18 protein-coding genes are annotated in these 12,569 nt (G+C 69.5%); 7 read left to right on the top strand and 11 right to left on the bottom strand.

The features are described from left to right. Nucleotides 1–30: 30 nt before the first annotated feature. Genes AC1DW0_RS13010 through AC1DW0_RS12995 form a run of 4 tightly spaced genes read right to left on the bottom strand, consistent with a single transcriptional unit; the run spans nt 31 to nt 2,207 of the window. Nucleotides 31–687, bottom strand: coding sequence for a hypothetical protein (locus AC1DW0_RS13010; RefSeq protein ID WP_477946254.1), 657 nt, complete (start codon nt 685–687; stop codon nt 31–33). A 5-nt stretch (nt 688–692) separates the two neighbouring features. After that, nucleotides 693–1,412: a hypothetical protein gene (locus tag AC1DW0_RS13005; RefSeq protein WP_477946252.1), complete on the bottom strand. Its 720-nt coding sequence runs from the start codon at nt 1,410–1,412 to the stop codon at nt 693–695. 14 nt (nt 1,413–1,426) lie between these two features. Beyond that, complete coding sequence (locus AC1DW0_RS13000; protein WP_477946250.1) at nt 1,427–1,654, bottom strand: helix-turn-helix domain-containing protein; 228 nt, start codon at nt 1,652–1,654, stop codon at nt 1,427–1,429. Nucleotides 1,655–1,658: 4 nt separating this feature from the next. Further along, nucleotides 1,659–2,207: a DUF2975 domain-containing protein gene (locus AC1DW0_RS12995; RefSeq protein WP_477946249.1), complete on the bottom strand. Its 549-nt coding sequence runs from the start codon at nt 2,205–2,207 to the stop codon at nt 1,659–1,661. Between the two features lie 89 nt (nt 2,208–2,296). Here AC1DW0_RS12995 and AC1DW0_RS12990 point away from each other — a divergent pair, with 89 nt between their 5' ends. The 5 genes from AC1DW0_RS12990 (at nt 2,297) to AC1DW0_RS12970 (ending at nt 4,739) form a co-directional block, all read left to right on the top strand. Continuing rightward, the gene (locus AC1DW0_RS12990; RefSeq protein WP_477946247.1) at nt 2,297–2,785 is read left to right on the top strand and encodes an aminoacyl-tRNA deacylase; all 489 of its coding nucleotides are present in this window, start codon (nt 2,297–2,299) and stop codon (nt 2,783–2,785) included. 36 nt (nt 2,786–2,821) lie between these two features. Then, nucleotides 2,822–3,295: an MgtC/SapB family protein gene (locus AC1DW0_RS12985; RefSeq protein WP_477946245.1), complete on the top strand. Its 474-nt coding sequence runs from the start codon at nt 2,822–2,824 to the stop codon at nt 3,293–3,295. A gap of 77 nt (nt 3,296–3,372) precedes the next feature. Further along, the gene (locus AC1DW0_RS12980) at nt 3,373–3,684 is read left to right on the top strand and encodes a hypothetical protein (protein WP_477946243.1); all 312 of its coding nucleotides are present in this window, start codon (nt 3,373–3,375) and stop codon (nt 3,682–3,684) included. Nucleotides 3,685–3,714: 30 nt separating this feature from the next. Further along, a complete protein-coding gene (plsY, locus tag AC1DW0_RS12975; RefSeq protein ID WP_477946241.1) occupies nt 3,715–4,383 on the top strand; it encodes a glycerol-3-phosphate 1-O-acyltransferase PlsY in 669 nt (222 codons plus the stop codon). Beyond that, nucleotides 4,380–4,739, top strand: coding sequence for a RidA family protein (locus AC1DW0_RS12970; RefSeq protein ID WP_056198641.1), 360 nt, complete (start codon nt 4,380–4,382; stop codon nt 4,737–4,739). Before plsY ends, AC1DW0_RS12970 begins: the two co-directional genes overlap by 4 nt. Before the next feature lie 4 nt (nt 4,740–4,743). Here the strand turns inward: AC1DW0_RS12970 and AC1DW0_RS12965 are convergent, their stop codons facing one another. Genes AC1DW0_RS12965 through AC1DW0_RS12955 form a run of 3 tightly spaced genes read right to left on the bottom strand, consistent with a single transcriptional unit; the run spans nt 4,744 to nt 8,421 of the window. Continuing rightward, nucleotides 4,744–6,759, bottom strand: coding sequence for a DEAD/DEAH box helicase (locus AC1DW0_RS12965; RefSeq protein WP_477946239.1), 2,016 nt, complete (start codon nt 6,757–6,759; stop codon nt 4,744–4,746). A gap of 47 nt (nt 6,760–6,806) precedes the next feature. Beyond that, entirely contained in the window at nt 6,807–8,048 is a 1,242-nt protein-coding gene (locus AC1DW0_RS12960; protein ID WP_477946237.1) for a M56 family metallopeptidase, read from the bottom strand. Continuing rightward, the gene (locus AC1DW0_RS12955; RefSeq protein WP_056198634.1) at nt 8,041–8,421 is read right to left on the bottom strand and encodes a BlaI/MecI/CopY family transcriptional regulator; all 381 of its coding nucleotides are present in this window, start codon (nt 8,419–8,421) and stop codon (nt 8,041–8,043) included. Before AC1DW0_RS12955 ends, AC1DW0_RS12960 begins: the two co-directional genes overlap by 8 nt. 129 nt (nt 8,422–8,550) lie before the next feature. Between AC1DW0_RS12955 and ppk2 the strand changes: the two genes are divergently transcribed. Both ppk2 and AC1DW0_RS12945 read left to right on the top strand, forming a co-directional pair. Next, nucleotides 8,551–9,456 (top strand): polyphosphate kinase 2, encoded by a 906-nt coding sequence (gene ppk2, locus AC1DW0_RS12950; protein WP_082532723.1) that lies wholly within the window; start codon nt 8,551–8,553, stop codon nt 9,454–9,456. 19 nt (nt 9,457–9,475) lie between these two features. Then, nucleotides 9,476–9,820 carry a glutaredoxin family protein gene (locus AC1DW0_RS12945; protein ID WP_056198630.1) on the top strand — a complete coding sequence of 115 codons (345 nt, stop codon included), beginning with the start codon at nt 9,476–9,478 and terminating at the stop codon, nt 9,818–9,820. A 94-nt stretch (nt 9,821–9,914) separates the two neighbouring features. Here the strand turns inward: AC1DW0_RS12945 and AC1DW0_RS12940 are convergent, their stop codons facing one another. The 4 genes from AC1DW0_RS12940 to AC1DW0_RS12925 all read right to left on the bottom strand — a co-directional run bounded on the left by AC1DW0_RS12940 (nt 9,915) and on the right by AC1DW0_RS12925 (nt 12,476). After that, nucleotides 9,915–10,148, bottom strand: coding sequence for a hypothetical protein (locus tag AC1DW0_RS12940; RefSeq protein WP_477946235.1), 234 nt, complete (start codon nt 10,146–10,148; stop codon nt 9,915–9,917). Nucleotides 10,149–10,530: 382 nt separating this feature from the next. Further along, nucleotides 10,531–10,812, bottom strand: a complete 282-nt coding sequence (locus AC1DW0_RS12935) for a hypothetical protein (RefSeq protein WP_457443552.1) — start codon at nt 10,810–10,812, stop codon at nt 10,531–10,533. Nucleotides 10,813–10,977: 165 nt separating this feature from the next. Then, nucleotides 10,978–11,613 carry an L-threonylcarbamoyladenylate synthase gene (locus AC1DW0_RS12930; protein WP_056198614.1) on the bottom strand — a complete coding sequence of 212 codons (636 nt, stop codon included), beginning with the start codon at nt 11,611–11,613 and terminating at the stop codon, nt 10,978–10,980. Further along, the gene (locus AC1DW0_RS12925) at nt 11,613–12,476 is read right to left on the bottom strand and encodes a 3',5'-nucleoside bisphosphate phosphatase (RefSeq protein WP_457349444.1); all 864 of its coding nucleotides are present in this window, start codon (nt 12,474–12,476) and stop codon (nt 11,613–11,615) included. Before AC1DW0_RS12925 ends, AC1DW0_RS12930 begins: the two co-directional genes overlap by 1 nt. Nucleotides 12,477–12,569 lie beyond the last annotated feature (93 nt).

Below are 12,569 nucleotides of genomic sequence, written 5' to 3'. Positions count from 1 at the left end.
TGGCCGCAGTCTATGCCAGCTCGCCGCCCTTCATTTGCACTTGTAGGGCTTGCCCACCATGCTCACCGCCCGTGGGGCGACGTTGCCGTTGAACTGGTCCATGTCGGCGATGCGCGAGCGGAAGATCTCGACGCAGGTGTTGCCACGGCGCATGACGGTGCGCCGGTCCCCGAGGGCGCCGACGGACTGGGAGCGGTTCTCGCCGGTGCTTTCCTCAACCCAGGCACCAGCGCCGCCGGTGGCGTCGGCGATGCGGTCCTCGAATGTCGGGCGCGGCGTGTTGCTGCGCGGGTCGCTCAGCGCCGGATTGCGCGCCGCGGCTGATGACGCCGCGTAGCCAGGCGGCAGCATCAGGCGCAGCGTCGTGCGGGGAGGTTCGGCGGGTGCCATGGCGGCCGGGGCGGGTTCGGCGGCTGGGGCAGGCGCGGGGCTGGCAGCGCCGGGCGCTTCAGTCCTGAAGGGCAGGGGCGCGATGTCGGGCAGCTCGGGCCTCGGCTTGCGCTGCGTCGGCGCGGTCGACGGTACGGGCGCCGGCGTCTGTTTCGGACGTGGCAGCACCAGGCGGACCGTCGTCAGACGTCGCTCGCCGGGGTGGTCCAGCGGTGGCGGCCGGTGCAGCCACAGCGCGGCCAGCAGCGCCAGGTGCAGGCCGCCGACCAGGCCGCGGGCGATCCAACGGTGGTTCATGCCCCTTACAGCTTGACGCTGAGCTTGCTGTCGGGCGGCGGCAGCAGGCGGGCTGCGTCGGGCCAGTTCTCCTGGCCGGTCAGCAGCGTGCAGGGGCGGCCCTTCTCGCCCTTCTTGGCATCTGGATCACGCTCGCCAGCGGCAAGGGGCAGGGGCAGGCCGAGCAGTTGCCCGTTCTCCTGCCACTGCAGCTCCCAGCTGGGTGTGGCCGAGCACACGCGCACGGCCTCGATGCGCGGGAACAGCCAGCGCAGATAGAAGGGCAGCAGCTCCTCGCGCAGCGTGCGGGCGACGCGCAGGGTCTGGCGCACCTTGGCCATCGTCAGCTGTTCCGGTGGATAGGTCAGCTCGATGCTGCCGCGAATGGGCAGCGTGCCCTTGGCAGCATTGCTGGCCAGGTCGGCAGTCTTGGCCTCGGCCTCGGGCAGCAGCGGCAGGTCGAAGCGCCCTTCGCCGTCGATGCGGATGGGGTGGTCGGCCTCGTCGCTGCGCACCGCCATGCGCACGTCCGCCAGGGGCGTTGTGGACTTCGTCGTGTCGACCTTGAAGTCCATGCGGAACAGCCCCTCGCCATACTTGCCGAACTTGGTCAGCAGCTCGTTGATGCGTGCATAGGGCAGCACGCCCTTGTCGCGCTTGAGGTCGGTCTGGACGGGAGGCAGGACTTCGGTCTGGGCATGGGCGGCGCAGGCCGCCAGCAGCAGGCAAGAGATCAGAAAGCGCATGGGATGACAGCGGGTCAGGGGTCTTCGGGAGGCTCGGGGCCGGGCTCCCAGGCGAGCAGGTCGCCGGGCTGGCATTGCAGGGCTTCGCAGATGCGCGTGAGGGTGTCGAAGCGCACGCCGCGCACCTTGCCGCTCTTGAGCAGCGACAGGTTGGCCTCCGTGATGCCCACGCGCTCGGCCAGCTCGCGCGAGCGCATCTTCCGGCGCGCGAGCATGACGTCGAGGGTCACGACGATAGGCATGGGGTTAGACGAATTCAGCGTTTTCGTCGGCGACGCGTGCTGCCTCGGAGAGCACCTGGGCCAACGCCAGCAGCAGCAGACCGAACAGCAGAGCCAGGTAGTGGTCGGCCGAGAGGCCGAACCACAGCTGGCGCTCGCCCTTGGGGTTGCCCCAGGTCAGCGCCAGGATGGCCAGCGTCTGGCCCAGCGGTTGCGCGGCGGCCAGGGCGCACAGGCCCAGGCCCAGGCGGCGCAGATGCTGGGCGGGCCGGCGCGCCAGCAGCTCGCCCTGGGCGAAGCAGCCGAACAGCGACCACATCTGCCACAGCGCGAACAGGCTGACCGATGTCGGCAGCATCGACGCCGCCAGCCCCCACAGCCGCGAGCCGAGATCGAGCTGCAGCTTGTTGACGTTCCACAGATGCGCCGCCACCTCGGCCACCCAGTCGGCCTCGGCCCAGAAGATGAAGGGCAGGGTGCCGATGACCACGACGCCGAGCAGGCAGAGCAGCCGCACGACCCAGGCCAGGCGGCGGATGCGCCGTAAACCATCGGCAGAAAAGGAGTCGGGCATGGTGGCCTAGGGCAAACACGGAAAACTTACTGTAAAACAATAATTCATTGTCGAGAAACAGAATCGAACGCCTCCCCGAAAATGAGGGGATGAGCAAGAAGAGCAGCCATGTCAGCGAAACCCCGGCAACCCAGGCCCTGAAGCGCGCCGGCGTCGTTTTCACCGAGCACGTCTACGACTACATCGAGCACGGCGGCACGGCCGAGTCGTCCAAGCAGCTGGGCGTCGAGGAGCACGCTGTCGTGAAGACCCTGGTCATGCAGGACGAGAAGGCGGAGCCCTTGATCGTGCTGATGCACGGCGACCGCACGGTCAGCCTGAAGGAACTGGCGCGGCAGATCCCCTGCAAGAAGGTCGAGCCCTGCAAGCCCGACGTGGCGCAGCGCCACAGCGGCTACCAGGTCGGCGGCACCTCGCCGTTCGGTGTGCGCAAGGCCATGCCGGTGTTTGTCGAGGCTTCGATCCTGGCGTTGCCGAGGATCTGCATCAACGGCGGCCGGCGCGGCTACCTCGTCGGCATCGAGCCACAGGTGTTGACCACGCTGCTGGGCGCGCGGCCGGTGACCTGCGCGAACTGAACCGGCGCGGGCGCGCGGCTTGCCAAGCGGGCGGCCATGTGGGCCACCGTCCTCCAGACCCTGCAGTCCGAGTTCTCTGACGCGCCCGATGTCGAGCAGGTCACCCGCCTCATGACGCGGCTGCTGCTCGCGGCGCTGCTGGGCGGTGTGCTGGGTTATGAGCGCGAGCAAAAGGGCAAGGCGGCCGGCATTCGGACGCACATGCTGGTGGCCATGGGCGCAGCCTTGTTCGTGCTGGTGCCGCAGCTCGGCGGCATGGCCGTGGCCGACATGAGCCGGGTCATCCAGGGCATCGTCACCGGCATCGGCTTCCTCGGCGCCGGGGCCATCATCAAGCACCGCACCGAGGAGGACACCCAGGGCCTGACGACGGCGGCCGGCATCTGGATGACGGCGGCCATCGGCGTGGCCTGCGGCCTGGGCCGGGAGACGACGGCGCTGATCAGCGCGCTGCTGGCCCTGGCGGTTCTTGCGGTGTTGCCGCGGCTTGTCGGCCGGGGCAGGCGCTGAGCGTTCGCGGTCTCGTCCTACGGGCTGCCCGGCAGGCGCTCGCGACACTGCCGTCGATGTCGACGCGAACCTCCGCCATGAACGGCCGCGAGACGCTGGATCTGGCGTACTCCCAGCTGGAGGCACTGCTGCCCAAGCGCGCCGCCCGCTGCCTGGCCTGGTTGCACAGCCCCCGGGCGGTGTGGGTGCGCATCCCGGCTGGCCTGCTGTGCATCGCCGCGTCGGTGTTCTGGTTTCTGCCCATCATCGGCATCGAATGGTTGCCGCTGGGGCTGCTGTTGCTCGCGGAGGACCTGCCGTTCCTGCGCAAGCCGGTGGGGCGGTTCATCCTGTTCCTGCTGGAGCAGGGGCGGCGGCTGCAGGTCTGGTGGCAGGCCCGGCAGCATTGACAAGGCCGGGCTGCACGACAATGCCGCCCCATGCAAACCGTCCTCCCCCTGCTGGCCGCCCTCCTCGGCTACCTTGTCGGCTCGCTGTCCTTTGCCGTCATCGTCAGCCGCGCCATGGGCCTGTCGGACCCGCGCTCCTATGGTTCGGGCAACCCCGGCGCCACCAACGTGCTGCGCTCGGGCAACAAGGCCGCGGCCATCCTGACGCTGGTGTTCGATGCGCTCAAGGGTTATCTCCCCGTGCTGGCCGTGCTGATCTGGGGCCCCAGGTACGGCCTTGGTGAGGGCACGGCGGCGCTGGTGGGCCTGGCGGCCTTCCTTGGCCATCTGTGGCCGGTGTTCTTCCGCTTCCAGGGCGGCAAGGGTGTGGCCACGGCGGCCGGCGTCATCTTCGGGCTCAACCCCCTGCTAGGGGTTGCGACGCTGGCGACCTGGCTCATCATTGCCTGGTTCAGCCGCTATTCGTCCCTGGCCGCCATCGTGTCGGCCGCCTTCGCGCCGATGTATCAGTTGCTCATTTGGGAAGCCGGCCCAGCCGTGCTGGCCCTGATCATCATGGGCTTGCTGCTGGTGTGGCGCCACTCGGCCAACATCAAGAAATTGCTGGCCGGCACCGAGAGCAAGCTCGGGCACAAGGCAGAGAAAGCTGTGCCGGCATCGAATCCCGTCAAATCCACCAAGCACCGGAAGAAAGCATGACCGCCTCCACCCCCGTTGAACGTTTCGACATCGGCGCCCGCCTGTCGGAGATGGCCGTGTACAACGGCGTCGCCTATCTGGCCGGCCAGGTGCCCGAGGACGCCAGCGCCGACGCCACCGGCCAGACGGCCCAGGTGCTGGCCGCCATCGACAAGCTGCTGGAGCGCGCCGGTACCGACAAGAGCCGCATCCTGCGCGCCCAGATCTACCTGGCTGACCGCGCCGACTTCCCCGGCATGAACGCCGCCTGGGACGCCTGGGTGTCGGCCGGCCACACGCCGCCGCGCGCCACCGTCATCGCCGGCCTGGCGCGGCCAGAGTGGAAGGTGGAGATCGTCATCACGGCGGCGGTCTGAAGGGCTACGCCGGTGCGCCCTGTGCGCGCCGGCGCCAGAACTCCGCGTCGATCAGCTGCTCCGCCCCGGTGCGTGCGTTGATCAGCCAGAACTGACGCCCGTCGGCGCTGATGCGCGCCACCTCGCCCACCTGCCGCCCGGCGGCCACGCGCCGCCCCAGCGCATTGGCGGGAAAGCCCGGCTCGCGCGCCAGTTCCTGCAGAGGCAGGGCGTCCCGGGTGTCGCCGGCCAAGCGCAGCCGCTGCACCAGCGGCGCCAGCAGCGGGCTGGCCGCATCGGCGGGCGACACGAACAGCACCAGCTTGGCCTGCGCCCGGCTCAGCGCGACGTTGAGCAGGCGCTGTGCCTCGTCGCCGTGCAGGAAGGGCTGGGCGCCATCCGCGGGGTCGAACAGCACCACCGGCGCCTCGCTGCCCTGGGCGCGGTGCACGGTGCTGACCCGCAGCGCCTCCGGCAGGCCGCGCGCACGCAGCCGCTGGCGGATCAGCGCCCGCTGCGCACGGAACGGCGTCAGCACGATCAGCTCCTCGGCCTGCCATGAGCCGCTGGCCAGCGCACGCTCCACCAACTCTGCAATGGCTTCGGCCGACTCGCGCCGCACCGGCCCGCGCTCCGCGGCCGACCAGCCGCCATCCGTCTTCAGATGGTGGACATGCACATGCACGTTGGCGCCGATGTCGCCCAAACTGCGTTGGCGAGCAGCCTGCCAGCTGGCCGAAGCCTCGGCGTCTGCCGCCACGCGCAGCGCGCCGTCGTAGAACAGCTGGCTGACCAGCTCGCCGATCGGCGGCGCCATGCGCGACTGTTCGTCCAGCAGCGCGACGGACGGCCCGCGCGGCATCTCCGTAAACGCCGAGCGGCCCAGCCAGCGCCGGGCCAGACGGTCGTCGCTGCGCAGCACGGGCGACAGCTGCTGGGGGTCACCCGCAAACAGCCGGGCGCGGCCCAGCGGCATCAGCACGAGGGCATGCGCCAGGCTCACCTGGCTGGCTTCGTCGAACACCAGCAGGTCGAAGGGCGGTTCGCCATCGGGCTGCAGCTCGCGCAGCGTCTTCAGCGTGAAGGCTGCGCGCGTCGTCGTCATGCTGGCCAGGCGGCAGCGTTGCAGCACCTTCAGCGAAGCGGCGCGCAGCTCGTCGCGCAGTGCGGCGACGCGGTCGGCCCAGGCCTTGAGCGCGAGCGAATCACGGGCTGATGGCCGCTGGCCTTCGGCGCGGGCCAGGCGGGTGATGAGATCGCGGTCCTGCGTCGGGATCAAGTGTTCGCGGCCTTCGTAGGCCGTGGCGGCGAAGCGTGTGCCCAGGCGCTGCACTTCGGCGCGCAGGTGCTCGCGGCGGCCCTTGTGCAGGGCCTTGTCGACGGCCAGCGTGGCCTGGTCCACCGCCTGGTTGGTGGTGGACAGCAGCAGCACGCGAGCGTGCGGGTGGCGGTCCAGGTACTCGGCCAGCAGCACGCCCAGCGTCGTCGTTTTGCCCGTGCCCGGTGGCCCCCACAGGAAACCGCTGCTGTGGCCCGCCAGCGCCAGCGCTGCGCGTTGCGCCGGGCGCAGCCAGCGGAAGGGCTCGCCGGTCAATGCCGTGCCGCCGTGCAGAGGTTGTGGGTTCGACAGGTCGGGCAGGCAGGCCAGCGCCTGTTCGGCCCAGGGCGTGTCCCACCACGCATCGGCCACGGCGTTCAGGAAGCGCGTCGGGTAGAGGCGGAGCAGGTGCCCGGCCGGCGGCGGCGGGCCGCTGGCGTTCTGCAGCACGAGCTGGTCGTCCTCGGCCAGCACGGCCAGCACGCTGGCGCCGCCTTTGCTCGGCGCGCCCCACCACGCAGAGGCGCCGTCCAGGCTGTCGTCCAGCAGCGCCTGCGCCGAGGCCACACCCGGCCGCTGGCCCTCGGCGAACACATAGCCCGGCTCCAGCGTCACCCGCCACAGCACGCCGTCGCGCTCGCTGTGCAGCACCTTGAAGTCGTAGTACTCGGGCGTGGCCGAAAGCTCGGCGTTCAGCGCCGCGCGGAGGTCGGCGAGGCTCATTGCAGGGGGGCGGATTCGGGGAGGCGGCACTGTAGCGGCCTCCTCGCTCAGAAGGTGTTTTTCGGCGGCTGGAAGTTGGCGGGCAAGGCCGTGGGGGTCAGCTCCAGTGCGAACTTTTCGTCCGAGCCGGCGCGGGTCATCTCGATGCGGGCCTTCTGACCCCAGGCCGACATCACGCTGGGGTGGCCGAGTTCCACGCCCGGCTCGCCATGGCTGATCTGAGTCTTGATGAGCGCCGAGTCGCCGGCCTTTTTCGGCCACAGCGTGATCGATAGCGGCTCCTTCACCCAACCCGGCTCGTCGCCGGCCAAGGCGTCGAGCCGCAGCATCACACGCTCGCCGTCGCGGCCGATGACGCGTGCCTCGATGGTCGACTTGTCGCCACCCTGGCTGCGCTCCACCTTCAGCTGCAGCTCGATGAAGCCGGCGCCGGCTGCGGGAGGCGGGCTTTCCGCCGCATAGGCCAGAGTGGAGACGGCGGCCACGCCGGCCGCGAGCAGCAGCGCGCGGCGGCGGTTCAGGGGTAGGGGGCGGTTCAGCATCGCGATCCTTTCGACGAGAGGGTGGGAGCTGCCCCAGCGGCTGGCCAGCGGCGCGCCGTGGGGCGTGAGATCGTGGGCCGCCAGCAGGGCCCGCGTGTAGTCGGCCTGCGCGCCGGGCCGGGCCGCCAGCACGGCGGCATCGCAGGCCAGTTCCTGGTCCGCCTGCATACGGCGCGCGGCCCACCAGGCCAGCGGGTTCCACCAGTGCAGCGCCGTCAGCGCGCAGGCGAGCAGGTTCCAGAGGTTGTCCAGTCGGTCGCGATGCACCTGCTCGTGGGCCAGGATCAGCTCGCGCTCGGCAGGCGAGAAGCGCTGTTCGAAATCGACGGGCAGCGCGACGCGCGGCCGCAGCAAGCCGACGAGGGCGGGGCTGCTGCCGGCCGGCAGTTGTTGGCCCAGGCGCGTCAGCCGCCATTGCCGCCAGAACTGGGTCGCGGCGAAAAGCGATGCGCCGCCCAGCCACAGCGCCAACCAGGCTGCCGCGTGATCCGGCGGCGGCGCTGGCAGCGCAGGCGCGGCCAGCGTCTGGGCACTGCCCGTGGCCTGCAGCACCACGCGCAGCGGCTCCTGAGCCGGCCGGGGCAGCAGCAGCGTCAGCAACAGCGCCGGCACCAGCAGCCAGGCCGCGTAGGCGCTGCCTGCGCCCAGGCGCCTCAGCAGCAGCGGCCGCAGCGCGGCGATCAGCATGACGCCTACGCTCAGCAACAGAGCCTGCTGCAGCAACACCACCAGCAGCCGCTCACTCATGCCCCTGCTCCTTCAGCAGCGCCTTCAGCGCCGCGATGTCGTCCGCGTTCAGCTTGCGTTCCGACGCGAACTGCGCCACCAGCGGCGCCAGGCGCCCGCCGAACAGCCGGTCGATCAGCGACAGGCCGGTGTCGGCCACCCAGGCGTCCTCGGGTACGGCAGGCGCGTACAGAAAGCGCCGGCCGTCGCGTTCGGCCGTCACGGCGCCCTTGCTCAGCAGCCGGTTCAGCAGCGTCTTCACGGTGGCAAGCTGCCAGCCTTGCCGGGGCCCGAGCACCGCGGCGATCTCGTCGGCGGCCTGGGGAGCGCGCTGCCAAAGCAGGCGCATGACCTGGGCTTCGGCGTCGCTGATGGGGGTGGGTGGCCTGGTCATTGATTACGAGCGTAAACGATGGCGAATGATTACGTGTGTAAACGATGTCGTCAAGCTCCTTGTCACAGTCGCGCCATATCGCCCGCCTAGGCTCGCGGCCTACAGCCGCCGTTGCGGCCGGGAGCCCTCGTGAGCCACATCGAAGACGAACTGGTGAAGCGCATTCACCGCGACCTGCAGGACGATTTCGACGAGGAACTGGAGCTTGAGCTCGAGGACCGAGAACACGGTGTGATGGCCAGCGACGCGCCGGCCGGTGAAGCCATCGAGCGGCGGCGTTACTTCCGCGAGCTGTTCCGCCTGCAGAGCGAACTGGTCAAGCTGCAGGACTGGGTGCAGCACACGGGCCACAAGGTCGTCATCCTGTTCGAGGGCCGCGACGCGGCGGGCAAGGGGGGCGTCATCAAGCGCATCACGCAGCGGCTGAACCCGCGCGTGTGCCGAGTGGCCGCGCTGCCGGCGCCCAACGACCGCGAGCGCACGCAGTGGTACTTCCAGCGCTATGTGTCGCACCTGCCGGCGGCCGGCGAGATCGTGCTGTTCGACCGCAGTTGGTACAACCGCGCCGGTGTCGAGCGCGTGATGGGCTTCTGCACCGACGAGCAGTACGAGGAGTTCTTCCGCTCGGCGCCCGAGTTCGAGCGCATGCTGCAGCGCTCGGGCATCCAGCTGATCAAGTACTGGTTCTCGATCAGCGACGACGAGCAGCGCGTGCGCTTCCTGGGCCGCATCCACGACCCGCTCAAGCAGTGGAAGTTGAGCCCCATGGACCTGGAGTCGCGCCGGCGCTGGGAGGCCTACACCTCGGCCAAGGAGGTGATGCTGGAGCGCACCCACATCCCCGAATCGCCCTGGTGGGTCGTGCCGGCGGATGACAAGAAGCGCGCGCGGCTGAACTGCATCCATCACCTGCTGGGCCAGATGCCCTACCAGGAGGTGCCGCACGCCGACATCGATCTGCCCGCGCGCGAACGCCGCGAGGACTACCTGCGCAACCCCGTGCCGGACGACATCATCGTTCCCGAGGTTTATTGAGCCGGTCTAGCATGGGGCCATGAAGTGGCCCCCGCTTTCGCTGCTCGTCGTCGTTGCGCTGACCGCGCTGGCCTCCTGGGCCTGGCGCGGGCATGTTGCAGCGCAGGACGGCGAACTGCTGAAGCAGCGCGCCAGGCCGGGCGATATCCGCATGATCTCGTCCGAGACCTGCCCCTATTGCCTGGCGGCGCGGCGCTGGATGACTCAGGAGGGCGTGCCCTTCAGCGAGTGCTTCATCGAGCGCGATGCCCAGTGCCTGAGCGACTACCAGGCCCTGGGCGCCGTCGGCACGCCGACCCTGGTCGTGCGCGGCCAGCGCGTCATCGGCTTTGACCGGGCACGGCTGAAGGAGATTCTGGAATAGGCCGAGCTGAGTCGGCAGTACTGGCTCAGCAGTACTGGCGACTCGGCTCGACGGTGGGGAAAAGGCGTCATCTGCATGGGGACCAGACGTCGGCTCAAGTGCGCTTGGCGGTGGTCTTGGCGGCCGCCAGCGTGGTCCGGCGCAGCAGCGTGGATTCGCTGTGGCCGACCACCACAACGCGCGGCAGTTGCGCAACTTCTTGGGTGGCCTTGCCGGTGACGACGACGCGCTCCAGCTTGACGGTGGGTTGCGGTGCGGCTTGGGCCGAGACGGTAAAAGCGGCAGAGAAGGCAAGGACGGCGGCGGTGAAGGCAGTTTGCAGGCTCATGATGGACTCCGTTCGGTGGGTTTCGAACCGCGTGATTGCTTGTTCGATGGAGTCAGTTTCGGCAATGGGAAGCGACTCTTCCACGGGCCTGCGATCAAGCGCGAGCCACGTTGGATGAACTGCAAGCGGGGCGGACAAACTGCGGGAAATACGGTCGATCGTCGGTGCAGGCGTGTCGGCAGCCTGCAGAAGCCGCCCTTGGGCGGCTTGTCGATGTCTGGCGCGAGGTTTGCAAAACGCGCGAGGCCCCGATGGGGCCCCGTGGTTGGGTGCAAAGCCCTGAGGGCCGAGCCGAGTCGGCAGTACTGGCTCAGCAGTACTGGCGACTCGGCTCGACGGTGGTGGGAAAGGACGTCATTCGCATGTTCAGACGGCGCCCGGCTCAGCCGCGCTTTGCGGTGGTCTTGGCGGCAGCCAGGGTCTGGCGGGCCAGCGTGGCTTCGCTGAAGCCGATGACCACGACGCGAGGCAGTTGAGCCACTTCACGCTGGGCGTAGCCGGTCACGACGACGCGCGGCAGCTGGGCGATCACTTGAGTTTCAGCGCGGACGGCCTTGCCGGTGACGACAACGCGTTCCAGCTTGACGGTGGGCTGCGGGGCGGCCTGGGCGGCAATGGCGGAGAAGGCAAGGACGGCGGCGGTGAAGGCAGTTTGCAGGCTCATGATGGACTCCGTTCGGTGGGTTTCGAACCGCGTGATTGCTTGTTCGATGGAGTCAGTTTCGGCAATGAGCCCGCGCCCTTCCAGGCCGCTGCGATCAAGCGCGAGAGCCGCCGGATGAAATGCAGGCGCGGCGGATGAACTGCGGGGAAATCCCGCGCAGCGGCATCAGTCCAGTTGCAGGCCCAGCCGGCCCAACTCGCCGCGCCCCTGGCGCACCAGCACGGGCTCGTCGCCCTGGCTCAGGTCCAGCACCGTGGTCGGCTGGGCCGGGCAGGCGCCGGCGTCCAGCACGAACTGGAGCTGGCGGTCCAGCCGGGCGCAGACGTCAGCGGCGTCATTCATCGGCTCGGTCTCGCCGGGCGGAATCAGCGTCGTCGACAGCAGCGGTTCGCCGAACAGGGCCAGCAGCTCCTGGAGGACCTTGTGCTCTGGCACCCGCAGGCCGATGGTGCGCCGGCTCGGGTGGGAGAGCCGGCGCGGCACTTCCTTGGTGGCCGGCAGGATGAAGGTGTAGGCGCCGGGCGTGGCGAGCTTGAGGAGCCGGTACTGGCGGTTGTCCACCATCGCGTAGGTGGCCAGCTCCGACAGGTCGCGGCACAGCAGCGTCAGGTGGTGCTTGTCATCCACGCCGCGCACGCGACGCAGCGCCTCGGCTGCGCCCTTGTCGTTGAGGTGGCAGACGAAGGCATAGCTGGAGTCGGTCGGCACGGCACCGATGCCGCCCGCCTGCAGCATCTGCGCGCATTGGCGCAGGAAGCGCGGCTGGGGGTTGTCGGGGTGGACTTCGAAGAGCTGGGCCATCAGTGATGAATCCGACCAGCCAGTTCAGCCCACACCGGAGTCAGCTTGGCCGGCAGCGGTGGCAGCGTGCCCAGGTCGATGCGGCTTTCCTCGGGGCAGTGAAAGTCCGAGCCGCGGGAGGCCAGCAGGCCGAACTCGACGGCTGTATCGGCGTATTGAACGAACTCCGCCGGTGTGTGGCTGCCGGTCACGACCTCGATGCCGCGCCCGCCGTGGGCCATGAACTCGGTGATCAATGCGTACTCTTCCGTCGGCGTGAAGCCATAGCGGCCCGGATGGGCGATGACGGCGACGCCGCCGGCGCGGGTGATCCAGCCTACTGCGTCTTTCAGCGCCGCCCACTTGTGCGGCACGAAACCGGGCTTGCCCTCGGTCAGGAAGCGGCGGAAGACCTCGGGAATGTCGCTGCAATGGCCGGCCTCGACGAGGAAGCGCGCGAAATGGGTGCGCGAGATCAGGTCAGGGTTGCCGACGTACTTCAGCGCGCCCTCGAAGGCGCCGTGGATGCCCACCTCGGCCAGGCCGGCTGCCATTTCCCGGGCGCGCGGTTCGCGGCCGCCGCGGGTGGCGCGCAACCCCTCGATGATCTCGGGCGCCTCATGGTCGAAGCCCAGGCCGACGATGTGCACGACGCGGCCGGCGAAGCTGACCGAGATCTCGGTGCCGGTCAGGTAGGCCAGGCCGTTCGCCCGTGCCGCGGCGATGGCGCGGGTCTGGCCGCCGATCTCGTCATGGTCGGTCAGCGACCACAGCGCCACGCCGCCCGCCTTGGCTCGTTCGGCCAGGGCCTCGGGCGTCAACGTGCCATCCGAAATCACGGAATGGCAGTGCAGGTCGGCGTTCAGGGTGGGGTCGAGGTTCACCACGCCATTGTAGGAAGCGCTTCTCACCCCTCCTGCTCAAGCGGCCTTCCGGTGGCCCTGACCCTGACGTGAGCGCAAGCGCAAGTTGCTGGT

This window comes from Roseateles sp. P4_D2, from assembly GCF_056401875.1.
The sequence above is the reverse complement of the archived record's forward strand: the minus strand, read 5'-3'. Positions and strand labels throughout refer to the sequence as shown.

Coding starts and splice junctions, on each gene's coding strand:
- AC1DW0_RS13010 (WP_477946254.1), bottom strand. CDS start 687: ATGAACCACCGTTGGATCGCCCGCGGCCTGGTCGGCGGCCTGCACCTG.
- AC1DW0_RS13005 (WP_477946252.1), bottom strand. CDS start 1,412: ATGCGCTTTCTGATCTCTTGCCTGCTGCTGGCGGCCTGCGCCGCCCAT.
- AC1DW0_RS13000 (WP_477946250.1), bottom strand. CDS start 1,654: ATGCCTATCGTCGTGACCCTCGACGTCATGCTCGCGCGCCGGAAGATG.
- AC1DW0_RS12995 (WP_477946249.1), bottom strand. CDS start 2,207: ATGCCCGACTCCTTTTCTGCCGATGGTTTACGGCGCATCCGCCGCCTG.
- AC1DW0_RS12990 (WP_477946247.1), top strand. CDS start 2,297: ATGAGCAAGAAGAGCAGCCATGTCAGCGAAACCCCGGCAACCCAGGCC.
- AC1DW0_RS12985 (WP_477946245.1), top strand. CDS start 2,822: ATGTGGGCCACCGTCCTCCAGACCCTGCAGTCCGAGTTCTCTGACGCG.
- AC1DW0_RS12980 (WP_477946243.1), top strand. CDS start 3,373: ATGAACGGCCGCGAGACGCTGGATCTGGCGTACTCCCAGCTGGAGGCA.
- plsY (WP_477946241.1), top strand. CDS start 3,715: ATGCAAACCGTCCTCCCCCTGCTGGCCGCCCTCCTCGGCTACCTTGTC.
- AC1DW0_RS12970 (WP_056198641.1), top strand. CDS start 4,380: ATGACCGCCTCCACCCCCGTTGAACGTTTCGACATCGGCGCCCGCCTG.
- AC1DW0_RS12965 (WP_477946239.1), bottom strand. CDS start 6,759: ATGAGCCTCGCCGACCTCCGCGCGGCGCTGAACGCCGAGCTTTCGGCC.
- AC1DW0_RS12960 (WP_477946237.1), bottom strand. CDS start 8,048: ATGAGTGAGCGGCTGCTGGTGGTGTTGCTGCAGCAGGCTCTGTTGCTG.
- AC1DW0_RS12955 (WP_056198634.1), bottom strand. CDS start 8,421: ATGACCAGGCCACCCACCCCCATCAGCGACGCCGAAGCCCAGGTCATG.
- AC1DW0_RS12945 (WP_056198630.1), top strand. CDS start 9,476: ATGAAGTGGCCCCCGCTTTCGCTGCTCGTCGTCGTTGCGCTGACCGCG.
- AC1DW0_RS12940 (WP_477946235.1), bottom strand. CDS start 10,148: ATGAGCCTGCAAACTGCCTTCACCGCCGCCGTCCTTGCCTTCTCTGCC.
- AC1DW0_RS12935 (WP_457443552.1), bottom strand. CDS start 10,812: ATGAGCCTGCAAACTGCCTTCACCGCCGCCGTCCTTGCCTTCTCCGCC.
- AC1DW0_RS12930 (WP_056198614.1), bottom strand. CDS start 11,613: ATGGCCCAGCTCTTCGAAGTCCACCCCGACAACCCCCAGCCGCGCTTC.